Source organism: Roseimicrobium gellanilyticum (genome assembly GCF_003315205.1).
GTDB classification, from domain to species: Bacteria; Verrucomicrobiota; Verrucomicrobiia; order Verrucomicrobiales; family Verrucomicrobiaceae; genus Roseimicrobium; species Roseimicrobium gellanilyticum.
This window is the reverse complement of the sequence record NZ_QNRR01000004.1, coordinates 36809-58973: the sequence shown is the minus strand read 5'-3', so window position 1 is coordinate 58973 and position 22165 is coordinate 36809. Positions and strand designations below refer to the sequence as shown.

Sequence of the window (22165 nt, the reverse complement as noted above, 5' to 3'; positions counted from 1 at the left end):
CTCCTTACAAGCCCAATTCGTCTACCCTCTTTCTCCCTGCAATCTTTCTCCAGTTGCCTTCGTTGCAACGACTGACATCTCATCCATACCTCCCATCCATGCTGGATAAACCTTTCCACATTCTACCGCCGCTGTTTGGTGCGATTGCCACCTTGGGGTTCACGGGCTTTGCATCAACTAACGCGGAGGCTGCCAAGCCCAACATCGTCCTCATCGTTGCCGATGACCTTGGCTATTCGGACCTCGGCTGCTACGGAAGCGAGATTGCCACACCGAATCTCGACAGCCTCGCGAGTAACAGCCTTCGTTTTTCCCAATTTTATAACACCGCGCGTTGCTGGCCCACGCGTGCCGCGCTGATGACCGGCTACTATCCGCAGCAGGTCCGCATGGATCCCCAGCAGCGTGGACGGAAACTCCCCAACTGGACACGCACGCTGCCTCAATACCTGAAACCCGCTGGCTATCGCAGCTACCACAGCGGCAAGTGGCACGTTTCCGCCGCGCCACGCCAGGTGCAGGACGCGGGGTTTGATCACAGCTACGCGCTGGAGGAGCAGAATCGCTTCTTTGATCCCAAGAATCACACGGAAGACGACAAGCACCTGCCGCCGGTGAAGCGTGAAGACGGCTACTATGCCACCACCGCCATCACCGACTACGCGCTCAAGTACCTGAAGGAACACGCCACCCAGCACAGCATCGATCCATTCTTCCTCTACCTGGCCTACATCTCGCCACACTTCCCCCTGCATGCACCCGCTGCAGACATTGAGCGCTACAAGAACAAGTACCTCGAAGGCTGGGAAGTCATCCGCCAGCGCCGCTATGAAAAGCTACAGTCGATTGGCCTGGTGCATTGTCCTCTGTCCAAACCGGAGCCCGACATCAAGGCTCCGAGTGGAGGACCAGATACCCTGAGGAAACTCGGTGCGCCGGAGTCGTTCTACGCCGTGCCCTGGGACAGCCTCACTCCACCGCAGAAGGAATTCCAAGCGATGAAGATGGCCATTCACGCGGCGATGATCGACCGCATGGATCAAGAGATTGGGCGGGTACTCGCGCAGTTGAAGAGCATGAATGCGATGGAGAACACACTCATCTTTTTCCTCTCGGATAACGGAGCCAGCGCGGAGATTCTCGTGCGTGGCGATGGCAACGATCCCGCCGCTCCCATGGGTTCCGCCGACTCCTATCTTTGCCTTGGCCCCGGCTGGGCGACCGCATGCAACACCCCTTTTCGTCGTCACAAAATCTGGGTGCATGAAGGCGGCATCTCCACACCCCTGCTGGTGCACTGGCCTGCACACACTGGTGCTGGTGGCGGCAATTTGAGCAACACCGTTGGCCATGTGATCGACATCGTGCCCACCATCCTCGACGTGGCTGGCGTGAAGGCAGAGCCCCAGTGGAACGACGCCACCGCTCCACCCTTTCCAGGCAAGAGCCTTGTCCCCGCCTTCACTAAAGATGACGCTGTCACCCGCACATCCCTGTACTTCAATCACGAGAGAAACAGCGGCCTGCGCATGACGAACTGGAAGATCGTCCGCGATGATCCTGCAAAACCTTGGGAACTCTACGACCTCTCCAAAGACCGCAACGAGTCTATCAACCTGGCCGACAAGGACCCGGAGCGTGTGCGTGACATGGACAACGAATGGAAAAGGCTGGATGAGCAGTTCAAGAAGAATGCGGAGGATGCGGCCCAAGAAAAAGTGCAAGGGAAGTGAAAACGCGGCAGGAGGTTGTGGAGCAAGTGTTCAGTAATCAGTGTACAGTAACCAGTATTCAGCCCTGACCACTGACCACTGACCACTGACCACTGACCACTGACCACTGACCACTGACCACTGACCACTGACCACTGACCACTGATTACTGATTACTGATTACTGATTACTGATTACTGATTACTGATTACTGATTACTGATTACTGACTACTGATTACTGACTACTGACTACTGACTACTGACTACTGACTACTCCCCTCCTCTCCCCATGCATCACACCAAGTTCGAAACCGAACTCCAGGTCCGTCCGGACGATATCGACCTCTTCCGTCATGTGCACAGCAGCCGGTATCTGGACTACCTGCTAGCGGCGCGTTTTGATCAGATGGAGCGGTGCTATGGATTGAGCATGGAGGAATTCCTGAAACAAGGACTTGGCTGGTATGTGAAGACCTCCCATTTCGAGTACAAGCGGGCGCTCGGCATTGCGGAACGTTTTGTGGTGCGCACGTGGGTGGAGGACATTCGCAGCCCGGATGTGGAAGTGCGTTTCGAGATGTTGAAGGGAGAGAAACGACGCCCCGCCTGCGTGGGCTGGTGCGTCTTTACCATGGTAAAACTGGACACGGGCAAGCCGGAATCTATCCCCGACTGGATCATCGAAAAATACTCAATTTAGCTCCTTTTGAATCCGGGCGCGCCATGGCCCGCGAGAGAGGGGCCTGTAGGGCGTTGGTGTGATACCGCAGGATGCGGTCGCCCCGACGCCCATGAAACGACTCCTTGCCCTCCTCCTCAGCCTCGCCATCGCCTCCAACCTCAGCGCCCAGGAGAAGGAGAATGAGAAAAAACAGCTCCGTGCCGGGGCCGCCCTGAGCAACATCACACCGGAGATTGGCGGGCTCGTGGTGGGCGGCTTCAATCCCGAGCCATCCACACATATTCATGATGAGCTGCATGTGCGGTGCCTCGTGCTGGACAATGGAGAGACGAAACTGGCCTTCGCTGTGTGCGACCTGCTCGGCGCAGATCGTGACATGTATGAGCAGGCGGCCTCGCTGGTGGAAAAGGAGACCGGCATTCCGCGCTCCCACCTCATGATGTCCGCCACGCACACGCACTCCGCTTCAAGCGCGCTGGGCAGTGACCGCCTCGGCATGCCACGCCCCCCGCTGGATGCGTATCAGCTTTTTGTCGCCCGCCGCATCGCCGATGGTGTAAAACGCGCTCTCAATAGTTTGCAACCCGCGCGCATCGGCTGGGGTTCCGGGCAGGAACCAAATCACGTCTTCAACCGCCGCTGGTTCATGAAGGAGGGCACCGTGCCGGTGAATCCCTTCGGCGAGTATGACCAGGTGAAGATGAATCCTCCCCGCGCCAGCAAGGACCTCGTGAAGCCCGCTGGCCCCACAGATCCGGAGATCTCCATGCTCTCCATCCAGACCGCCGATGGCAAACCTCTCGCGGTGCTGGCGAACTACTCCCTGCACTACGTCGGCGGCGTGGGAAATGGGCATGTCTCCGCGGACTACTTCCCGCTCTTCTGCAAACGTCTTGGCGAGCTCATGGGCGTGGGCGAGCAGGACCCGCCTTTCGTCGGCCTGCTCAGCAACGGCACCAGCGGGAACATCAACAACATCGATTTCAGCAAGCCCGGAACGAAGTCACTGCCCTATGAGCGCATGCGCCAGGTGGCGGATGAAGTCGCCCAAGCGGCGTACAAGGGACTGCAGGGCATCACCAAATATCATGATTGGGTGCCTTTGGATGCCCGCTTTCGCGAGCTCACCCTCGGCGCCCGACGTCCGACTCCAGCACAACTGGATCGGGCCAAGGGACTCGTGGACAAGCCCCGTCTCATTGGGGGCAAGAGCGCGCTGGATGTCATCTATGCCGAGCGCACGCTGAAACTCGCGAATTATCCAGAAACCCTGCCCATCCCGGTACAGGCCTTCCGTGTGGGTGATGTTGGAGTCACTGGCATTCCTTGCGAGACGTTTGTAGAGACCGGCTTGGAGCTCAAAGCCAAGAGCCCGCTGAAGCCGGCATTCACGCATTCGATTGCCAATGGTTACTACGGCTACCTGCCGACGCCGGAGCATCACAAGCTGGGCGGCTATGAAACCTGGCTGGGCACCAATCGCCTGGAAGTCGAGGCCTCCGTGAAGATTACCAAGGCGCTGCTGGAGATGCTGGGTGAGATGGCGAAGCAGTGAATTCACACTGGACCAATGTGAAGCATCATGGAAGGGATGTGTCCATGACTCCTGGGTGCGGCAGGCTGCATTGGATTCAACACAGAGGCACAGAGACGCAGAGGAACTTCGGAGTCTGAGCTGACTTCCGAAAGGAAGCGCAGCCGCACGCGTTCTCAGCCAGCAACTTTCCCATATTATCCTTGATGCACCTGCTACGCACCCTCCTCCTGCTCACTCTCGCTACGCCTGTCTTCGCCCAGGTCCAGACGGAGTCACCTGACGTCCGCGTGGAAAAGAACATCGACTACCTCGGCCCGGACCGGAAGGAGAAGGCGGACCTCTACCTCCCCAAGGAAGATGGCAAGAAGCATCCCGCCGTCGTCATCATCCACGGCGGCGGATGGGCTGGCGGCATCAAGGATGCGACGCGGGAAAAGAACATCGGCACCACCCTCGCACTGCATGGTTACGTCTGCATGAGCATCGACTACGTGCTTGCGGAGAAGGACGGCAAGAATGTCGCCTGGCCGCAGAACCTCCACGATTGCAAAACCGCCGTGCGCTGGCTGCGCAAGAATGCCGAGCGTCTCCACCTCGATGCGGACAACATCGGCACCATCGGCGGGTCTGCAGGCGGTCACCTCGCCACGATGGTCGCCGTCACCGGTGCCGACCTCGATCCCTCCGGCCCCTATGGCGAATACTCCACGAAGGTACGCTGCGCCGTGGACCTCTACGGCCCCGCCGACTTGGAAAACTGGAAGGACATCGCTGCCCTGCGCAAGTCACGCAAGGATGCTCCGGAGCTCTACAAGCAATTCTCCGTCCTCACCCATCTCGACAAGGACGATCCGCCCATCCTCATCCTCCATGGCACCGCGGACACTACCGTGCCAGTGAGCCAGTCAGAGACCCTCGCCGCCGCGCTGAAGAAGCAGGGTATCGAGCATCATCTCGAAATCATCGAAGGCGCCCCGCACACGTTCCATCTACAGCCGAAGCAGAAGGACCTGCGCCCGATGGTGGTGGCGTTCTTCGACAAGCACTTGAAGGGGAAGGTAGAGAGTAAGCAGTAGGTCAGTATTCAGTGAACAGCAAGTAGCGGAGCGGGCCACAGCGACGTACTCGGCAATGGACACCCACTCGAAACCCCAGTCCAACTGCGAGCTACTTGCCGCTTACTCCTCACTGACCTACTGAATACTGTTTACTCCTTCTTCGGCCCCTCCTCCAGATACCGCTGCACCGCCACGCCGAGCTTCGCGCCCACGGCCTTGTAGCCTTCCACGGTGCTTTGCTCGATATTCCACGGCGTTTCCAGGCACACGGCCACCGTGTGAGGATTCCCGTTCATGGTCACCCACGTGCCGCTCATCTGACGCCACAGCGGATGGTACTTGGGTCCGTCATATTTCGGACCATCCATCATCGGCATCACCGAACCAACTTCCGAACGTGAGAGACTGAAGAGACGCTTGCGGTTGCCGAGCATGGGCTCCTTCACGAGTTCGTCAGGCAGCGCGTAAAAGAATGCCTTCGTGTCCTTCGCTCCCGGGTTGTGCAGATCAAGGAAGACATCCATGCGGCCCTCCTTCACGAACTCACGGATGTGTGTCTGTGCGGCAGCCACCTCGTTCCAGTTGGGTTTTTCCGTCCAGTCGCGATTGTGATCCTGTGGCAGCGCCTCCTTGCCACCATTGCCCGTGGCGGTGTTGTCGATGTCCATGATGGGGACGATGTAGATCTCCGCGTGCTGCCGCAGCCACAACGCGTTGCTCTCGTCACTCATGAGCCACTCGGTGAATCCCTGACACACCCAGCTCGCACCACTCTCCCACGCGTGCTGCCTTGCCTGGACCCAGATGCCAAATCGCCGCGCCTCCACACGGTCACCTTCGCACACGCGGAGCATGGGCACGGTACGCCCCTCGCGTGACTTGCAGAGTTCACGCTCTTCCGCAGCGGCCGAGGAATCCGCCACCCGGCGCACCAGTTCCGCCGCACTCGAGGGCGTGAAGGGCGGCCCCCAAGCCACCAGCACACTGGTCCCCTCCACGGGAAAGGTGTAGGTCATCACGGCTTCCGCCCGCACGCCCAGCGGAGTTTTTTTCCAGGACTTCCCATCTGGCGAAAACGATGCGCGCAGTGGCATGGCCCAGTCGGCGGAGAGGGGCTTGTTCGAGGGCACTCCGTTTGCCTGAGGCATGGGCAGGTCGGACGCGTGGAGTTGCAGGGTCAGTGGCTTGCGTGGGTCCAGTCCCTCCACGCGGAAGCACCACCAGCACGGCCATCCGCGCTTCGGATCGCCACCCGGCATGAATTGCACCGTCTGACTTCCCGCATCCACATGCATCACCCGCACTGAGGCACCCTCGAAATCAGACTCCACGGTGAGCGCCTGCATCGGGTGAGTGAGCCACCCCATCGCAAACACGAAAACGACAACCAGGAAGTGCAGAGAGGAAGGAGGAAATGGATTCATGGGAGCGCATTCGTACGTGTGGAGAAGGTCGACTTTATGCAATGCCAGACGCCTTCAGCGAAAGGTAAAAAAACAACATATGTTCACACGAACACATTTGCCATTCCGCCGTTTTTTCGGAGAATAGGCAGGTCCCTTTTCACCTCCAGATCCGCATGGCCTCACACACCCGCTCCACCAAGCTGCCTGCCTGTCTCGCTGAGGCGGCGGAACTCCGTGCCAGGGCCTTGGGCTACCCGAGCTGGAATGCTTACATCAAGGGACTCATCCGCTACGATCTGCTGGTACAAGGCGATCACACCATCACCCTGCCTTGGGCGAGGTGCGCGCTCGACGTGCAAGACCAGATTGACGCCAAGCTGCTGGTCCTCACGGAGAAGGGCAAGGGCGAGCGGGGGCAGTTGCTGAAACGCATCATAAAAAAGGTCGATGTCCATGCCGGGCATGGCGTGCCAGCTTCGGCACTGGAAGAGAACGAGGAACGGTAAAGCGTTGTCGCAAATGGAGATTCACGCTTTTGCAAGCGAGGACAATGCGGAAGCTGAAGATCCGCTCAAATCATCAAGTGTGGCTGATCCGTAGCAGGCCTAGGCAGCGTTCAAGCTTGTAGAACTCTTTGCAAATGAGTATAGAGTGTTGCGCACGGTCTGACACCCGGGCGCATAAAACCTCCCCTTTGGTGCTCCCCACACCTATTGATCGATGAAGTCCCAGCGTCACATCCACCTGTGCTATGCCGCCGCTGACACCGACAAGGTGTGGCCGTGGACATCCGTGCTTCAGGACGAGTATGGTTTGCAGTGCGGCCATCCCGGCCCGTTCCCGCATTCCAAGCTCTCCGCCGAGGAAAATCAACTCGCGAGGGAGCGCAAGGTTTCTTCTGCAGTCGCGGTGATCTTCTTCGCTTCACGCGCGGCGCTCGACTCGAAGCTGGTGGTGAATCAATTTCTCCAGGCCATCGAACTCTCCAAGCCGGTGCTCGTGTGCCTCCTGGAGGACAAGTCCGGCATGGCCACCCCGCGCTGGTTTGAGAAAGTGCTCGCCGAGCAGCAAGTCATTCCCGTGTGGCAGCTGGACCAAGGGCAGACCAGCCAGCAGTTGGAGTCGTTCCTCGCCGGACTGGGACTCATGTCCCAAGGCATGCGCCGCCAGCCTCGCAGCAGCGCGCCAGCTCCTGCACCTGTACCTGCGAGCCCCAGCACCCCTGTGCGTGTGCCTGAGCGCCCGGTGAGCATGCCTGCGGCCGCGGTCATCGCGCCGCTGAATGCGCCCGTGATCGCGCCAGTGCACTCCTCCGTGGCTCCCGCCATGAGCGTGCCACTGGCCGCGGCCACTCCGGCAGCGCCCGTGACAGCCGCGCCTGCTGCGCCACGCGTGAGCACACCGGCAGCACCGCCTGTCAGCACTACTCCTGCAGCAGTCCCGGCGGCATACGCCCCTGCTCCGGCGCCGCAGGCTCCACCAGCTCCCGCACCTACACCTGCACCCGTGGCCACACCCGCAGTGGCTCCTGTGTATCCGGCTGCTCCTGCCAGCGCGCCTGCTTCACCTGCGCCTGCGGCCAGCTATCCTGCAGCGCCCGTGGCCGCGACACCGCAAAGCACCACGCCAGCGGTGGCGAGAGTAAGCACTCCGGCAGCGCCGCCTTCCACGCCAGCAGCCATTCCGCAGCCGGCGCCGGTGTACACACCTGCTCCGGCGCCTGCACCTGCACCTGCAAGCGCCCCCACAGCGGCCCCTTCCTCATACGCGTATCCGCAAGCTCCCACAGCAGCATCTGCGTCGACGCCTCAGCCTGCGCCACTACCAGCTCCAGCTCCGGTGCCCGTGAGTGCCCCGGCGGCCACACCTGCTCCAGCCGCACCGACTTACACCCCCGCCCCAGCGCCCATAGCGGCTCCGGTCGCCGCAGTGCCTGCAGCACCCATCACGCCTTCCACCAGCATCCCTGCAGTCGCAGCCTCACTGCTGGGTACCGCAGCTCCGGCGGCGGCGGTTGCTCCGCAACCCACGAGTCTGCCTCCCGCTGCTTCCGCGCCTCCGGCCTATGCTCCTGCTCAGGTGGCAGCACCCCAGACTCCTGCCACCCACACCTATGTGGCACCTGCGCCAGTGCCCCCTGCTCCCAGTGCGCCCCCTGTCGCGGCCACTCCGGCCATCCCCGCTGCGCCCAATTTGAGCGCATTTGCGGTGCCATCAGCTGCAAACCCTCCCGCCGCAGCGCCTCAGGCTCAACCTACCCCCGGCGTCGCTCCCTCAATCGCCCCTGCTCCACAGCCAACCCCGCAGGCGTCCATCGCAGAGCCCGTCATCACCCCGGTGGTGGCTCCGGCCAATGCCCCACTCAGCGGCCCTCTTACCCTGCCCGTACACACACCGCTGAACTCTCTGCTCGGCAGACCCAATTCCGCGCCAGAGGCCGAAAAGGAAAGCGAAAAGCCCAAGGAAAAGCTACCGGTCGTCGACCCCTTTTCCGTCGGAGGTGTACCCAGTACTCCAAAGACACCCACGGGTCCCATCTCAAAAATCGGAAAAGCCTCCAAAGGAGGCGCGAAGGGCGCCGCCCCAGAGGCGGAGGCAGAGCCTCCCAAGGACGCTCCCATGTTCGAGCCCGTGGTTGCTCCGGTCGTCATGCCCACCACTCCCTCAGAGTGGTCTCCCGCACCCAAGGGGCGCGGCATGTTCGGCTCCATCGTGGGCGCATGGGACCGCCTGTGCTCTGTCTTCACGAAGCCAAAATAGGCTTCTGGTACCCACGCGCCGGAGAGCCGGTATTCGTTCGTTCCAGGCAAGATGCCGAAATGCATCTTGCAGAATTGCGCACGTCTGACATGCAGGCAGGATGCTTCATGGCGCGACCGCGCATGCCCGGTGGTTCGTAACCTCTGCATCACCCCACACGCACTGAGAAGAACAGCCACCGCCCCTGCCAAATGCGCCTCCGCCTGCATCACTTCATCGGAATCCTTCTGGCGCTCCTCGGGCTGCTGCTTTTTACCGCACCGCTTGCCACCTCGAAGTGGGAACCTCTGGTCAAGCCGCTGGTATACGAGTCCAGTGGACAACTCCGGGCCGATGGCATCTCGCGAAAGACTGGCATCTTTCTCTATGAGAAGCTCTATGATCACCATCTGATGTGGCCTCTGGGAGTGGCAGTGCTGGTACTCGGGCTGGGTCTGGCACTGAGAGGCCTGATACCTTGGAGCAAAAAGCCGCTCACCCGTGTGGCTCAGATTCTCGGAGCCATCGTCACCTGCGCGAGTGTGTTCTTCACCATGCCGGTGTTCCTCGTGGAGCCGGAGTCGGAGATGCGCCTTGTCGGCTGGGGCGCTCTCGTGCTTGCTCTCACGCTGGTGGGGCTGCTTTTTGCCTTTGCGGCCGGGGTGCCCGCGCTTATGCGCGACACTCCGCGCGCGCCCGCGCTGGTGGGACTGCTGCTGTGCCTTGCGCCGCTTCCCGTATCCCTGCTCCTCATGAGCCTGGCACACGCCGTCCTGGGCTTCCGCCTCGCGGTGTAAGCGGACACGTGGCCCCCTTGGCTGCATCCCACAAGCTCGCGCGTCTATCTACTACGGTGCATCATGTTCTGATGCACCGTGAGCAGTTGCCACCACCATCGTCATGCATCCTGCCACTCACGTGGCAGGGCACTGACGGCTAACGGCAACGACCGTAGCGGTAACCGTAGGACGGACGGCAGTTGTTGTAGTATCGCGGCGCGCAGTAGGACCGCCCGCTGCTGTAGTAGAAGGAGACTCCACCGCCTCCGTAGTAGCCACCTCCGTAGTACCCACCGGAATATCTCGGCGCGCAGGTTTCCACATAGACGGTCCGGTAGACAGGGCGTCCGCAGTGGTCGTAGCCCACGCAACGCTTCGTGTAATAGCCCGCTTCCGCGGCAGCGGTGACGCCAAGGAACCCGGCGACAACAGCAGCAATGATGGCGAATTTTTTCATGACGGTGATCCTCTTGCAGATGTGATGGCGGCCGGATGCATCTGCCGGTCACAGCGGCCACCGGGGGGTTCGAAGCGCACGCTCCAAAGGGGTGGTTGCCGCGTTCGACGGGAGGTCCGCGAGACTTATTCAGGCGGGGTGAAAAATTTCTTGAGCCTTCCTGAACTGCCTGGATTTCAATCTTCAGCAGCTCTGATGTGTACCCGGAGCTATCCCACCCACATCTGCTCCTCCGGCACTTCCAGAACGAGCCGCATGCCATACGATATGCCCTTGATGAAGGGAGCCAGCACTTCGAGCAGATCATCCGGCTGGAAATGTTCCGGCTTGGTCTCGGGATGGGGATAATAGATGAGCGCAGGCACCGGCTCGCACCCGGAAAGATGCAGATTGCAATCGAAGAACGAAAAGTCCTCCGCCGGCTCCGTGGGATGCCACTTCACTGAGCGAAAGGTGAGGCGCGGCTTCACCACTTCGTAGCGAGCGGGAGCGATGGAGAGATTCAGCGTGGCCAGGTGATACCCAGACAGGTCCAGTCCCAGCGTCTCGAAAAACGGCAACTGCATGCGCAACGTGCCACCCGGAAATCTCGGATTTGCATTGGTACCGGAAGCGACCTGATAACCGGGAACAATCGTGGCGGGGACAGAAGGCATGGATGGGTGATGATACAGATGGATAGGAAATAGGACACTCCACAACAGCCCGTAGGCAGGAGCATCGCTGGATCAAGGCCTCAGCGACGCAGTTCAATGCAAAATGAAAAATGAGAAGTGAAAAATGCAAATTGGAGGTGTGCCTCAGTCATTTTGCATTTTTCACTTCTCATTTTTCATTTTGCATTCCGGGATGAAACCTGCGTGTCCTCGTCCCCTGCCAAAGGGAAAAATGGTGCGTGATGGCGCAGCCCAACCCCAAGCCACTTCCAAAAAACTCCCCCTTGCTTTTCGCCGTGCCTGCCTACCCGTGAGGCTTCCATGAACTTCCTGCCTACGCTCACCGGTTCCCTCTCCCAACCTGCCGCGGACAATCCCACCGTGGCCATCATGGAGGCGGCGTATGCGCACCACGGTCTGCACTACCGTTACATCAATATGGATGTGCCGCCGGAACTGCTCGCGGACGCAGTGCGCGGCGCGAAGGCCCAGGGATATGTAGGCTTCAACTGCTCCCTGCCCCACAAGGTCGCCATCATCGAGCATCTGGATGGCCTGGCAGAAAGCGCACGTATCATCGGTGCTGTGAACTGCGCGGTGAAGCGTAACGGCAGATGGATAGGCGAGAACACGGACGGCAAGGGCTTCTTGCACAGCCTGACCCCGGTGGTGGATCCCACCCGCAAGCATGTGGTGATTCTGGGGGCGGGCGGCGCTGCACGAGCCATTGCCGTGGAGCTCGCCCTCGCCGGAGCCACGCGAGTGACGATTGCCAATCGTGCCCGGGAGCGCGGCCAGGAACTCGCGGACCTGGTCAACGGGAAGACCGATGCGAAAGCGTCCTTCATCCCGTGGGAAGGCAACCTCCCCCTCCCGGCAGATGCGGATGTGGTGGTGAATGCCACCTCCATTGGCCTGGCCCCGGACTGGCAGGCCCGCGTGCCTGTGCAGGCGGACTCATTTCCTGCGCATGCCGTGGTGGCGGACGTGATTCCCAATCCCCCACGCACCCTGTTCCTCGGCGAGGCGGAGGCACGTGGCTGCCGCATCCTCGATGGACTCGGCATGCTGGTGAATCAGGCTGCGACAAACTTCGCCTTTTGGACGGGGGTCGAGCCAGACAAAGACGTCATGCGCCGGGTGCTGGAGCAGGTATTCACTGCCTGATAGCCCAAGGGCAAGGGTGGCGGCCCTTTGCCGCACACCAAAAAATGCATTCCCGAGCAGCAGCACCTGCACCAGGTGCTGCCCGGGAAACGACGGAACCAGAAGGACAGGAGGCAGAGCCTAGGACAGGCGCTTGCGGATGAGCTGCTCGAGCCAGTTGCTCAAGCTGCGTCCATCCTGCTCGGCAACGGCGCGGGCCTGGTCGAGCAGATCCTCGGAAAGGGTGATGCTCGTCTGCGTCTTGCCGGGAGCGCGCATGCCGTGGCGTGATCCGGCCTTCTTCTTCGCTGTTTTCTTCGTAGCCATATCACACCATATCCCAGATCCATCATGGTACGCAACCGATTTTGCGCAGGGCATGCCGGTCGCTCCACCGGTACGTTCTCCTACACCATAACACTCTGTATCTGTTGGACATCCCTGCGTCCCCTCCCTTGTTGCCTCCATGCGCTTCCAGACCGGCAGGATACCGTCACAAGTCCAGCCCGACTGGTCGGAGCGAGGAGAGGGAGCATCTGTTGCAGCGGTTCCCGGCGGCATGTGTCGCGCTTTCCACTTTTCTCTTCCGGATGTCCGTGTATCATCGGCGCCATGCTCCGCCGCTTTGTCAAGGTGCTGCTCACTCTCCTGCTACTGGCCTTCATCGCCGCCGTGGGAGTCCTCGTCATTGCCCTCAACGTGGAGGACCCACTCACCTTCCAGATTGCCAGCCAGGAGCCCACGGCTGCCGGGGATCTCACAGGCCCAAATGCGCGCATCATTCCGAGCGGCAGCGGCGCCACCACGCTGAAGTGCGAGGTGAAAAACACCAGCATCTTCCCCATCGAGTTCCTGCCCACCACCTCCATACTCCTCCCGGCAAAGGACGCGAACACCGCCTTCCTGCCCGCGTCGGAGGTCGAATCCGTCGTCATCCGCCTGACGCCCGGACAAACCTACCAGGGAAAGCTCTACGGCCCGCAGCCGCTCAATGCGGAAGACATTCACACCTTCAGCTATGATTGGAACGTCCGTGGTCAGAATGAGGTCCGCACCATGCTCCGCTGGCTGGATGAAAATGCCGGATTCGTTCCCGACTCATGGCTCGCCAGCCTCTTCTGGCATACCGAGCCGCGCAAAGGCCGCGTGAAAAACGTGGACGTGACCATGCCGGGAGCTGCAGCAACCGCCAGCGAAAGTGGGGACGCCAACAAAGACGCCAACAAAGCAAGCGTGCCCTAAGGCAGCAAGCGGGCGCGGCACGGTGAGCCATGAATACCACCCGGCGAGCCATAACCATCGCTCGCATAGTCTTCTACACGGTGGTCACCGGCATGTTGATTTACCATGTTGCCGAAGCCTTCTCCCGGGATCCGCTGACGTTTCGGATTGAGAGCATCACCATCGAAAAGGATGGGAAGCACTTGATGCACTACGAGATCAGGAATGAGTCGTGGTTTCCCATCGAGCTCGACAGAGGAGGTGGAGACTTGTGTTTACCAGGATTCCATCGATTTGCGCGCCGGGGAGACTGGAACGGTGTTCCCTTTGCGCGCCTTGGCCCAGGATATATTGGCTCTACCTACCTGATGAAAGCAGGCGAAAGCATCAAAGGCACAGAGCCAATTCCACTACGTCTGCGCCCTGAGCAGCCAGTTCCCAATTGGTGCGATGGCCTCTGCTTTCAGTATGCATGGCAGCCCCGCATTGTCCGGCAGTTGGGAATCTTGCTACGCAAGCCCTTGTCTCTGCGTTTCATGCCCCAGAAACTTCGCGATCCCTTTGAGGTATTCTATATCGAGAGGGAATGCCGGATACCCGTGCAACTCCCCAAAGCGGTACCGCGCTCGTAGCTGCACCATCACCTCAGTTTGGAAGGCGGTGCCTACCCCTGCGGTGTCTCCGTCATCTTCACGAACGCATTGGCTTTCGCATTCTCCACAGGCCGCACTTCAAAGAACAGTCCACATTGCAGACAGGGATTCTTTGCGGCGAGCGCAGCGGCTTCTTCCAAACTCTTCGCCAGAAAAAACCAGTAACCTCCAATCACTTCTTTCGACTCACCGAAGGGGCCATCCGTGAGAATGCCGCTCTTGGAAACCGTCGCGCCCTGATCCGACAGGCGCTGCCCGCCCTTCATCTTTCCCTCACCGATCAAGCCCTCAATCCACGCATAGAAATCATCGATGGCCGTTTGAATGCGCTCGGGCGAGAGGTCTTTGTCCCATTGTCCGCGAGAGATGACGAGGTATTCAGCGGTGGTATCTGGTGCGCTCATCCGGCGAGTGTGGAGGTTGCGCCTCCCTCACGCAAGCGCAGAAGCGTGGCACAAAACGACAACTGCAATCGCCGGATCAATCGTCATCGTAGAAGCAGCCACACGTGATTGCCTGCCCGCCGCACCGTGGGCAAGGTTCGAGATCACACCCAAGCTGGTGCCTCTTCCCACGAATCACACCACAGTCTTCGCAGGTGGGAAAATCGAGGTCATCCTCCCCTTCACCATAGAGGGCACGGTCGTACTCGACCCCATTGATGACGAACGCTCGAGGCGCCACCTTCGGTTTCCTGTCACCGTGCCAGCGCGATTCTCTCTGGGAGCCTGCCAGGACATGGCTTACGTATCCACCGTCGCATCTCCAGCCGTCTCCCCCTCGAAGGGAATGCTGATGCACAGCCACTTCTTGCCGGTGGTCTCGAAGGAAATCTCCCACTTCACCGGCTGTCCACGGGGCTCCTGCAAATCAAAGCCAGCCAGCCTGACCGCGGAAAAGATGTAGTCCGGCAGTTCCTGCTGCAGCCAATCGATGAAGACCTCATCGAGCTTGGGCCGCACGGCTGCGAGAATCTGGTCAAAGCGCTCCACCGCCTCAAAGTAGAACTCCCGTGACTCCGGCCACGGTCCATTCTCATCTCCGGGCAGGCTGATGGAGATATTCGTCCCTGTGCGGGGGAAGTTCCAATCACACTCCCAGTACGATCGCTCGGGCGCATTGGGGATGTGCATGTACAGCAGACTGCCGAAATCTGGATCGACTATCCGCTGCGGGGAAAAACGCTTCTTGAAGAACTGAAGAATGCTCATGCGTGTTGGAGGGGGGCCAAGGGGATGCATGAGGAATATCGCGAGAAAGCGAGTCCTCGCCCGGCAGCATAACGACCACGACGAAATCCGACAATGCAGAACGCCAGCGTCGGCTCATGTTTGAATCAGGGTTCAACGTGAAACCAATGCCCCACATTTGCCCAACGCGCCATTCTCCGGACTCGATCACAAGGCCTTGGCAGAAGGCGCTATCTACTCGCCCGCCTTGCTTTGTTCACCTGGCGATTCCTTTGCTATGTAGGTGAAGATTCTTCCGAAGCACTCAAAGCGCTCCTTCTTGGATGCGTTCAGCAGGCGCTCCACCAGCATGGGGTAGAAGCCCGCCATCTCTCCACTCGTGAAGCTGCCTCCAATGTATTTCGGATCGAAGTCCTTGGGCCTCCGCTCCAGCAACCACTTGAAGGAGGGGCGCAGCAAGGGGTCCTGGTACAGGATGTCCATGAACTCCTCGTCTGCATCGCTAAACGTGGCGAGCAACCCGAGTTGCTGATCGATGGCAATCCAGTCACGAATCTTCTGCCATACACGGTCGATTCCACCGCCCTCCTTGAACGATTCTATCTGGGTCCCCACGTCATCGAGAATCTTCAATTTGGTCTCCTCTGGAATCTCTTTCCAGAAATTCACCTCAAAGCCAATCCATTGATCCAAACGGGGAATGTGCTTCCGCATGGCATCCCTCGTTTCAGGCAAGTGGAAAAGGGCTTCATAGAGTTCGTCTCCAAAGGTGGCCCGGAATTCTCCCAGTCGCTGGGCCTGCTTTTCGGCAGAGGCTCCAGTCATCAGGAACAACACCACGAGAAGGGGAAGGAATGTCTTCATGATGGAAGGGGGCGGATCATCAAGTGGAATCGAATGGCACGGGGCAATCGACCCTGCCGTTCCCTCACCTCGATGCACTTTGGAAACGCATTCAAGGTCGCATGGCATTCAGCCACATTCGTTCTACCGGTCTTGAAAAATTGTCTGGCCCCCTCCGCGAGGCTGGTGCATGCCTCCTGTTCATTCCCCATGCCCGCCGCATCTCCCCACCTGGCACTCATTTCCGCTGCCCACTCCTTGCGCGATACGCTCAAGCCTCTGCGTTTCTCCCCACCTGTCGAGTTCGTCTACAATCCACTGGAGTACGCCGCCGAACCCCATGAGCTGTACCTTACGCGCTACGGCAGCACGCGGAAGAAGGTGGTGTTCCTCGGCATGAATCCGGGCCCCTTCGGCATGACGCAGACGGGCGTGCCCTTCGGAGAGATTGCAGCCGTGCGGGATTGGCTGGGTATCAAGACCGCCGTCGGCAAGCCGCCCAAGGAACATCCCAAGCGCCCGGTCGTGGGCTTCGATTGCCCGCAGAGCGAGGTGAGCGGTCGCAGGCTGTGGGGTCTCTTCGCCCAGCGGTTCGGCCCAGCGGAGAACTTCTTCGCCGATCATTTCGTAGCAAACTACTGCCCGCTGGTGTTCATGAGCGAGACCGGCGCCAACCTCACTCCGGACAAGATCCGCCCCGCAGAGATGGAGCCTGTCTTTCGCGCGTGTGATGAGCATCTGCACCAGTTGGTGGAGGCCTTGCAACCGGAATGGCTCATCGGCGTGGGAGGCTTTGCGGAGGGGCGCGCCCTGCTGCTGAAGCCCGCTTTCCCCAAGATGAAAATCGCCCGCATCCTGCACCCCAGCCCAGCCAGCCCGGCGGCGAACAAGGACTGGTCTGGCAATGTCACACGCACGCTGGAGAAGCTGGGCGTGTGGCCGGCTTCGTGAGTGTGCCTTCGCCGTCAGGCAGGATGCCCAACACCCACTGTCAGACCTGAAGCCCAACCTCCAGTGGCCAGCGCGGCGTGGTTCTCCGGCCCTTTGCGCATTTTGCGTTTCTTTGCGGCGAAAGATCCGCAGGCCCATGCGGTGCTTGCACCTTCCGACCTTCCCGCTAGGCTGGAGGAAATTCCAAAATGTCCTCTCACGCCTCCCGTCTCGGCCAGCTTCTCCTCACCGGCATTCCCGCTCCTGAACTCGACAGCGCCACGGCAGCGCGTCTGAAAAAGCTCCAGCCCGGCGGCTACATCCTCTTCAGCAGGAACCTCAAGGACGCCGCGACCCTCCGCAAGCTCTGCGACGACCTGCGCGACCTGAGCGAGATCGAGCCCATCATCACCATCGACCAGGAGGGGGGCCGAGTCTCCCGCCTGCGCTACATCGGCCACGAGCCTCCCAACGCCCAGCAACTCCGCGAGAAGGGCAGCTTTGACCTCATCAAGCAGCACGGCAAACTCACCGGGAAGCTGCTGCGCCTCTTCGGCATCAATCTCGATCTCTGCCCCGTGCTGGACATCAGCTACGATGACACGGCGGACAATTCACTGAAGGGCCGCTGCTACGGCACCGACCCCCAGCAGGTCGTGGACTTCGCCGGTACCTTCAACCGTGCCATGCGCAAGGAGGGCGTGCTGAGCTGCGCCAAGCACTTCCCCGGCTACGGCCCCGCCGAGTGCGATCCGCATGAGTTCCTGCCCATCATCGACAAGACCCGCGAGCAACTGGACAAGGAGGAACTCCTCCCCTACCGCGCCCTCATGCCGGAGCTGGACAGCGTGATGGTCTGCCACGCGAACTACCGCGCCTATGACCCGCAGAATGAGCGCTGGCCCGCCTCACTCTCCCACAACATTGTGCAGAAACTCCTGCGTGATCAGCTTGGCTTCGACGGTCTCGCCATGACGGATGATCTGGACATGGGTGCCATCCTGAATGAAGTCACCTTCGAGCAGGCCATCCAGGAAGCCGTGAAAGCCGGCAATGACATGGTGATGATCTGCCACCGCCTGGAAATGGTGGAGGAAGCCAGGAAGCATCTCGAAGCCCTACCGGACCCTGTGGTGTACGATGCTCTGATACGCCTGGAAAAGACCAAGAAGAAACTCTCCACCCCCTCGCCCTTCTCCCTGGAGCGCTTCGCCGAAGTCAACGACGAAATCTGGCAGCTCCGCGTGGACACCCTCGGTGAGGAACGTGCTGCCATCCTGAGTGTTGAGGATGGCAAGCGGTCGCCGGTGGAGCTCTATTGAAGCAAGTAGCAACTAGTGAGTAGTCAGTAAACAGCATTCAGTAACCAGTATCTGCAACTTGCCCCCTACTTACCATTTACTACTCACTACATACTCCCGACTGCCGCACACTGAATACTGACTACTGAACACTGTTTACTTTCATTCCCATGCTCCCCGTCATCCAAAATCTCCTCGACCTTCAGGACCGCGATCAGCGCATCATCTCGCTTTCCAAGGATCTCAAGAACATCCCCACCCTGCAGGAGCGGGCGAAGGGGCGCCTTGCAGACGATGAGGCGGCAGTGGCCACGGCTCAAGGACGCGTACGTGAGGTGGAACTGAAGATCAAGAATCTCGAACTCGACGCCAACACCCGGCGCAACACCATCGGGCGCCTGAAGGAACAGCAGTTCGCCACGCGCAAGAACGAGGAGTTCCGCGCCATGGGCCACGAAATCGAGCGCTATGAAAAGGAGATTTCCAACCTGGAAGACCAGGAACTGGAGCTCATGGATCAGCTCGAGAAAGTGAAGCCAGGCCTCACGGCCGCCCAGCAGGCGCTCGGAGTCACCAAGAAGAGTGTCGATGCCGAGATTGCTGAACTCACGGAGCGTGCCAAGGCCATTCAAGAGCGCCTTGCGGAACTGAACAAGGAACGCACGGATCTCTCCGGTAATGTCGAGCCTGACGCCCTCTCCATGTACAACCGCCTGCTGAAGAGCAAGGGCAACTCGGTCGTGGTACCTCTTGAAAAAGACACCTGCCAGGGCTGCCATATGAAAGTGGTGCTCGCCACCATCCAGGGTGTGCGTGAGCAGAAAGAAATCACCAACTGCGAACAGTGCGGACGCGTGCTGTATCAGGGATAGCGGGGAGGGAGTTTGCGATGGTTGGGCAATGGCTGAGCGATTGTTGAGCCGTGGTTGGCTCGCCATGGATTGCGATCGCGTTGCGGGCTTCGAGGTCTCGCATGACATGAAATGGTTTGGTAGGGCGGCATCCTCGGGATTGCCATCAAGGTTCGCGGAACGGGTGGAGAATGGAGAAGCGTGCGCCTCTGGTCGATGACGCCGCCTGCCTATTGACCGGTAGGGGGCTGCTGCGTCGGCCTCCTAATTTTCGTGGGCGGAGCCGTGCGGAGCTGCCAGGTGAAATCGGCCTGCGACGCCCTATCCCCACCATCTGGTTCCGCATCCCAAAGCACCCTACCGAGTTTCATTTCACGAAATCGACCGCTTGCTGATTCGACTCGCGAGAAGGCTCATACCCACCACCGCAAACCCAGCCACGCCCACCCATCTCGTAGCCTCTCGACCAAACACCACGGTCCCGTTGAACCACATGAAGGCCATGAAGCCATGTAGTGCATAAAGAATCAAGCGATGGCGCTTCTCGTGACTCACGGGTGACACCCACCACCACACCGCATCCACCACCCAAAGTGCGGTAAAGACATAGTTGAAATACACTCCCCCGCCCCAGTCGAGGCCGGCGAGCTCATAGGTTTGCTTTGCCGTGGACGCATAGGCATCCGCATGGCTCCAGTGATGCACAAAATGGAATGCGCAGATCACATGCGCGAGGAACACGACAGCACCAGCGGACCACCGTACGCGACTCCACGGACGCTTGAAGCGCGGTACAAAGGCCAGCACGTACAACACGAAGGCCACCATCGCGGTGGCGCGTGTGAGAAACATGCCGGTATCCATGGAGCTCGTGCTGGAGTGAGAAGTCAGGGCTTCTTCCGGAAAGCCTTCCACACGCCCCATCCCATCATGGCAAGGAGCAGGATGGTGACGGGCACTTGGAACACGGTGCCCTGAATGGCACGCTCCACCACGTCGAACAGCTTCCCGACGACCACCACCAAGAGCACGAGCAGGAGGATGAATCCCACGGTGACGAGCGCACCCGAAGTTTTGGGATGCTTCTGTGTTACCGTCTGCGGTTTCACCCAGCGGTCCGGATTCTCCCTCCACTGGGCATGGCGTTCATCCAGCACTGTCTTCAATTTGGCTCCACCCTCGTCCGTGAAGGGAATGTGATACATGCTGGGGAGATCCCCCTGTAGTGTGGCAGCATAGTCGCGCTGATATGCGCCGCTGTAGTAGGCATCCACAAACGGACGCCACTCCGGCTTCACCATGTAGTCCAGAAACTCGATATCCCCCCAAGCGCGAAAGTCCTGCGGAAACACCCGGGGGCCGTCTTCCACCACCTCCACCCAGAAGTCGTCGGTGAGCGCATCACGCTCATGCAGCCACCGCTGAAAGTAGAGGATGTGATGTGCGCTGTACTGGTCCGGAAGTCCAGTCTCTACGAATTTCTTGTCGTAATGCCAGTCGGCAGAATCGTAGTGGATTGATTTTGCCATGCGTGCGCCACCATATTCCAGCGACACGCGTGACATCAATCATAATGAATGGTCTCGAAAAAAGCACCACCGAGCAGGCGGTCCCCATCATACAGCGCACAGATCTGTCCGGGAGTGAGTGCACGCTGCGGCGCGGTGAAGGTGAGCTCCGCCGCCCAACCGTCCTCACGTTCGTACGGGCGGAAATGCGCCTCCGCTGACGGGTTGCGATAGCGTGGCATGGCGAGCAGGTCCCACTCGCGCGTGAGATCAGCGCCCGTGGTGGAGATGCCATTCAGCGTGCAACGCCGTGCCCACAGCAGAGGCGTGTCTTCGCGTTCGATGGCGATCACGAGTTCATTCGTGGCAGGACGCTTCGCCACCACGACATACGCCTGCTTGTAGAGATTGCTCGCCACGCGAAGGCCCTTGCGCTGGCCGAGGGTGTAGAGATGCAGCCCACGGTGCTCGCCGAGCACCTTGCCTTCCAGATTCACAATATTGCCAGGCTTGTCCTCCACAAACGTACGCAGGAAATCCTCCATCTTCACCTCGCCGATAAAGCAGATCCCCTGGCTGTCCTTCTTGTCCGCGGTCTTCAGGCCGAGCTTTGTTGCCTCTTCACGAACCTGAGGCTTCAGCAAGGAGCCGATGGGAAACCTGGCAATCTCCACCTGCTCCGGCCGCATCATGGCCAGGAAGTAGGTCTGGTCCTTGTTCGGATCCACGCCGCGGCGCACCACCGCGGCGCCGTCCTCCAGCACATCATTCCGCGCATAGTGTCCGGTCGCGATGGCATCAAAACCGTGCTCACGCGCCCAGTCCCAGAGCACGCCGAACTTCATCTCGCGATTGCACATCACATCCGGATTCGGCGTGATGCCCTGCTGGTAGCCTTCCAGCAGGTATTTCACCACACGCTCACGGTACTCCTGCATGAGATTCACCACACGGAACTCAATGCCAAGCTGGTCCGCCACCGCACGCGCATCCTCAATGTCCTCCTCCCAGGGGCAGTGGCCAATGATGTTCTCCTCATTGATCCAATTCTTCATGTACGCGCCATGCACCTCGTGCCCCTCGCGTACGAGGAGTGCGGTGGCGACACTGCTGTCGACACCTCCGGACATGGCGGCAAGGATGCGTGACATGGGGCGGGAACGGGGATGGAGTCGTGGAAGGTTGGAATACTGGAATGATGGGGATGCGAAATCGCGAGCCGTACTCAGAACACGAGCGTGGGCATGGGTTCAACGCAAATGTGATACGAGTGTGGGCCAGTGGGGAGATTGGTGCGAAAAAGAATGGCCGCAAAAGAACGCAAAGAACGCAAAGGGTCTGAGTCTACTGGGTGAGTTCTCACCATGAGGACACTTCAAGACCTGGGTCGGCTGTCACTGAAATCTCCGCCCACCCCTGACGAAACCTTTTTGCGCTCTTTGCGTTCTTTTGCGGCCATTCCTTCCGCCCGTCATTTGCCTTTCCCCTTTCATAG

General features: G+C 59.9%; 23 protein-coding genes. 13 read left to right on the top strand and 10 right to left on the bottom strand.

The features are described 5' to 3' along the window. Positions 1-98 precede the first annotated feature (98 nt). The 4 genes from DES53_RS12760 to DES53_RS12745 all read left to right on the top strand — a co-directional run bounded on the left by DES53_RS12760 (position 99) and on the right by DES53_RS12745 (position 5008). Complete coding sequence (locus tag DES53_RS12760; protein WP_113958665.1) at positions 99-1733, top strand: arylsulfatase; 1635 nt, start codon at positions 99-101, stop codon at positions 1731-1733. 269 nt (positions 1734-2002) lie between these two features. Then, positions 2003-2413, top strand: a complete 411-nt coding sequence (locus DES53_RS12755) for an acyl-CoA thioesterase (RefSeq protein ID WP_113958664.1) — start codon at positions 2003-2005, stop codon at positions 2411-2413. Between the two features lie 91 nt (positions 2414-2504). Further along, positions 2505-3950 (top strand): hypothetical protein, encoded by a 1446-nt coding sequence (locus DES53_RS12750; RefSeq protein WP_211325533.1) that lies wholly within the window; start codon positions 2505-2507, stop codon positions 3948-3950. A 185-nt stretch (positions 3951-4135) separates the two neighbouring features. Then, the gene (locus tag DES53_RS12745; protein WP_113958663.1) at positions 4136-5008 is read left to right on the top strand and encodes an alpha/beta hydrolase; all 873 of its coding nucleotides are present in this window, start codon (positions 4136-4138) and stop codon (positions 5006-5008) included. Between the two features lie 131 nt (positions 5009-5139). Here DES53_RS12745 and DES53_RS12740 read toward each other — a convergent pair whose 3' ends face one another. Then, a complete protein-coding gene (locus tag DES53_RS12740) occupies positions 5140-6414 on the bottom strand; it encodes a M14 family zinc carboxypeptidase (protein ID WP_113958662.1) in 1275 nt (424 codons plus the stop codon). A gap of 155 nt (positions 6415-6569) precedes the next feature. Between DES53_RS12740 and DES53_RS12735 the strand changes: the two genes are divergently transcribed. From DES53_RS12735 to DES53_RS12725, 3 genes are all read left to right on the top strand, one after another. Beyond that, positions 6570-6902: a hypothetical protein gene (locus DES53_RS12735; RefSeq protein WP_113958661.1), complete on the top strand. Its 333-nt coding sequence runs from the start codon at positions 6570-6572 to the stop codon at positions 6900-6902. A 214-nt stretch (positions 6903-7116) separates the two neighbouring features. Next, a complete protein-coding gene (locus DES53_RS12730) occupies positions 7117-9156 on the top strand; it encodes a hypothetical protein (protein WP_113958660.1) in 2040 nt (679 codons plus the stop codon). Between the two features lie 191 nt (positions 9157-9347). After that, entirely contained in the window at positions 9348-9932 is a 585-nt protein-coding gene (locus DES53_RS12725) for a hypothetical protein (RefSeq protein ID WP_113958659.1), read from the top strand. Positions 9933-10071: 139 nt separating this feature from the next. On the opposite strand, the gene DES53_RS12720 is transcribed toward DES53_RS12725, so the two are convergent. Both DES53_RS12720 and DES53_RS12715 read right to left on the bottom strand, forming a co-directional pair. Next, positions 10072-10371, bottom strand: a complete 300-nt coding sequence (locus DES53_RS12720; RefSeq protein WP_113958658.1) for a hypothetical protein — start codon at positions 10369-10371, stop codon at positions 10072-10074. A 209-nt stretch (positions 10372-10580) separates the two neighbouring features. Continuing rightward, complete coding sequence (locus DES53_RS12715; RefSeq protein ID WP_113958657.1) at positions 10581-11027, bottom strand: hypothetical protein; 447 nt, start codon at positions 11025-11027, stop codon at positions 10581-10583. 321 nt (positions 11028-11348) lie between these two features. Between DES53_RS12715 and aroE the strand changes: the two genes are divergently transcribed. Next, entirely contained in the window at positions 11349-12194 is an 846-nt protein-coding gene (aroE, locus tag DES53_RS12710) for a shikimate dehydrogenase (protein WP_113958656.1), read from the top strand. 120 nt (positions 12195-12314) lie between these two features. On the opposite strand, the gene DES53_RS12705 is transcribed toward aroE, so the two are convergent. Continuing rightward, positions 12315-12500: a hypothetical protein gene (locus tag DES53_RS12705; RefSeq protein ID WP_113958655.1), complete on the bottom strand. Its 186-nt coding sequence runs from the start codon at positions 12498-12500 to the stop codon at positions 12315-12317. 285 nt (positions 12501-12785) lie between these two features. On the opposite strand from DES53_RS12705, the gene DES53_RS12700 reads away from it, so the two are divergent. Further along, a complete protein-coding gene (locus tag DES53_RS12700; RefSeq protein ID WP_113958654.1) occupies positions 12786-13415 on the top strand; it encodes a hypothetical protein in 630 nt (209 codons plus the stop codon). 29 nt (positions 13416-13444) lie between these two features. Beyond that, the gene (locus DES53_RS12695) at positions 13445-14026 is read left to right on the top strand and encodes a hypothetical protein (protein ID WP_147263381.1); all 582 of its coding nucleotides are present in this window, start codon (positions 13445-13447) and stop codon (positions 14024-14026) included. Positions 14027-14058: 32 nt separating this feature from the next. On the opposite strand, the gene DES53_RS12690 is transcribed toward DES53_RS12695, so the two are convergent. The 3 genes from DES53_RS12690 to DES53_RS12680 all read right to left on the bottom strand — a co-directional run bounded on the left by DES53_RS12690 (position 14059) and on the right by DES53_RS12680 (position 16101). After that, positions 14059-14451 carry a YciI family protein gene (locus DES53_RS12690; RefSeq protein ID WP_113958652.1) on the bottom strand — a complete coding sequence of 131 codons (393 nt, stop codon included), beginning with the start codon at positions 14449-14451 and terminating at the stop codon, positions 14059-14061. Between the two features lie 339 nt (positions 14452-14790). Then, positions 14791-15258, bottom strand: coding sequence for a hypothetical protein (locus tag DES53_RS12685; RefSeq protein ID WP_113958651.1), 468 nt, complete (start codon positions 15256-15258; stop codon positions 14791-14793). A gap of 213 nt (positions 15259-15471) precedes the next feature. Beyond that, positions 15472-16101 (bottom strand): hypothetical protein, encoded by a 630-nt coding sequence (locus DES53_RS12680; protein WP_113958650.1) that lies wholly within the window; start codon positions 16099-16101, stop codon positions 15472-15474. Between the two features lie 189 nt (positions 16102-16290). On the opposite strand from DES53_RS12680, the gene DES53_RS12675 reads away from it, so the two are divergent. The 3 genes from DES53_RS12675 to DES53_RS12665 all read left to right on the top strand — a co-directional run bounded on the left by DES53_RS12675 (position 16291) and on the right by DES53_RS12665 (position 19183). Continuing rightward, positions 16291-17031: a uracil-DNA glycosylase family protein gene (locus DES53_RS12675; RefSeq protein ID WP_113958649.1), complete on the top strand. Its 741-nt coding sequence runs from the start codon at positions 16291-16293 to the stop codon at positions 17029-17031. 188 nt (positions 17032-17219) lie between these two features. Beyond that, positions 17220-18332 (top strand): glycoside hydrolase family 3 N-terminal domain-containing protein, encoded by a 1113-nt coding sequence (locus DES53_RS12670; protein ID WP_113958648.1) that lies wholly within the window; start codon positions 17220-17222, stop codon positions 18330-18332. A 149-nt stretch (positions 18333-18481) separates the two neighbouring features. After that, positions 18482-19183 carry a zinc ribbon domain-containing protein gene (locus DES53_RS12665; protein WP_113958647.1) on the top strand — a complete coding sequence of 234 codons (702 nt, stop codon included), beginning with the start codon at positions 18482-18484 and terminating at the stop codon, positions 19181-19183. 351 nt (positions 19184-19534) lie between these two features. Here DES53_RS12665 and DES53_RS12660 read toward each other — a convergent pair whose 3' ends face one another. Genes DES53_RS12660 through mnmA form a run of 3 tightly spaced genes read right to left on the bottom strand, consistent with a single transcriptional unit; the run spans position 19535 to position 21821 of the window. Then, on the bottom strand, positions 19535-20014 hold the full coding sequence (locus tag DES53_RS12660; protein ID WP_147263380.1) for a hypothetical protein: 480 nt from the start codon (positions 20012-20014) through the stop codon (positions 19535-19537). Between the two features lie 35 nt (positions 20015-20049). After that, positions 20050-20691, bottom strand: a complete 642-nt coding sequence (locus tag DES53_RS12655) for a DUF7832 domain-containing protein (RefSeq protein WP_147263379.1) — start codon at positions 20689-20691, stop codon at positions 20050-20052. 35 nt (positions 20692-20726) lie between these two features. Beyond that, positions 20727-21821: a tRNA 2-thiouridine(34) synthase MnmA gene (mnmA, locus tag DES53_RS12650; protein ID WP_113958644.1), complete on the bottom strand. Its 1095-nt coding sequence runs from the start codon at positions 21819-21821 to the stop codon at positions 20727-20729. Between the last annotated feature and the right edge of the window lie 344 nt (positions 21822-22165).

Coding starts and splice junctions, on each gene's coding strand:
- DES53_RS12760 (WP_113958665.1), top strand. CDS start 99: ATGCTGGATAAACCTTTCCACATTCTACCGCCGCTGTTTGGTGCGATT.
- DES53_RS12755 (WP_113958664.1), top strand. CDS start 2,003: ATGCATCACACCAAGTTCGAAACCGAACTCCAGGTCCGTCCGGACGAT.
- DES53_RS12750 (WP_211325533.1), top strand. CDS start 2,505: ATGAAACGACTCCTTGCCCTCCTCCTCAGCCTCGCCATCGCCTCCAAC.
- DES53_RS12745 (WP_113958663.1), top strand. CDS start 4,136: ATGCACCTGCTACGCACCCTCCTCCTGCTCACTCTCGCTACGCCTGTC.
- DES53_RS12740 (WP_113958662.1), bottom strand. CDS start 6,414: ATGAATCCATTTCCTCCTTCCTCTCTGCACTTCCTGGTTGTCGTTTTC.
- DES53_RS12735 (WP_113958661.1), top strand. CDS start 6,570: ATGGCCTCACACACCCGCTCCACCAAGCTGCCTGCCTGTCTCGCTGAG.
- DES53_RS12730 (WP_113958660.1), top strand. CDS start 7,117: ATGAAGTCCCAGCGTCACATCCACCTGTGCTATGCCGCCGCTGACACC.
- DES53_RS12725 (WP_113958659.1), top strand. CDS start 9,348: ATGCGCCTCCGCCTGCATCACTTCATCGGAATCCTTCTGGCGCTCCTC.
- DES53_RS12720 (WP_113958658.1), bottom strand. CDS start 10,371: ATGAAAAAATTCGCCATCATTGCTGCTGTTGTCGCCGGGTTCCTTGGC.
- DES53_RS12715 (WP_113958657.1), bottom strand. CDS start 11,027: ATGCCTTCTGTCCCCGCCACGATTGTTCCCGGTTATCAGGTCGCTTCC.
- aroE (WP_113958656.1), top strand. CDS start 11,349: ATGAACTTCCTGCCTACGCTCACCGGTTCCCTCTCCCAACCTGCCGCG.
- DES53_RS12705 (WP_113958655.1), bottom strand. CDS start 12,500: ATGGCTACGAAGAAAACAGCGAAGAAGAAGGCCGGATCACGCCACGGC.
- DES53_RS12700 (WP_113958654.1), top strand. CDS start 12,786: ATGCTCCGCCGCTTTGTCAAGGTGCTGCTCACTCTCCTGCTACTGGCC.
- DES53_RS12695 (WP_147263381.1), top strand. CDS start 13,445: ATGAATACCACCCGGCGAGCCATAACCATCGCTCGCATAGTCTTCTAC.
- DES53_RS12690 (WP_113958652.1), bottom strand. CDS start 14,451: ATGAGCGCACCAGATACCACCGCTGAATACCTCGTCATCTCTCGCGGA.
- DES53_RS12685 (WP_113958651.1), bottom strand. CDS start 15,258: ATGAGCATTCTTCAGTTCTTCAAGAAGCGTTTTTCCCCGCAGCGGATA.
- DES53_RS12680 (WP_113958650.1), bottom strand. CDS start 16,101: ATGAAGACATTCCTTCCCCTTCTCGTGGTGTTGTTCCTGATGACTGGA.
- DES53_RS12675 (WP_113958649.1), top strand. CDS start 16,291: ATGCCCGCCGCATCTCCCCACCTGGCACTCATTTCCGCTGCCCACTCC.
- DES53_RS12670 (WP_113958648.1), top strand. CDS start 17,220: ATGTCCTCTCACGCCTCCCGTCTCGGCCAGCTTCTCCTCACCGGCATT.
- DES53_RS12665 (WP_113958647.1), top strand. CDS start 18,482: ATGCTCCCCGTCATCCAAAATCTCCTCGACCTTCAGGACCGCGATCAG.
- DES53_RS12660 (WP_147263380.1), bottom strand. CDS start 20,014: ATGTTTCTCACACGCGCCACCGCGATGGTGGCCTTCGTGTTGTACGTG.
- DES53_RS12655 (WP_147263379.1), bottom strand. CDS start 20,691: ATGGCAAAATCAATCCACTACGATTCTGCCGACTGGCATTACGACAAG.
- mnmA (WP_113958644.1), bottom strand. CDS start 21,821: ATGTCACGCATCCTTGCCGCCATGTCCGGAGGTGTCGACAGCAGTGTC.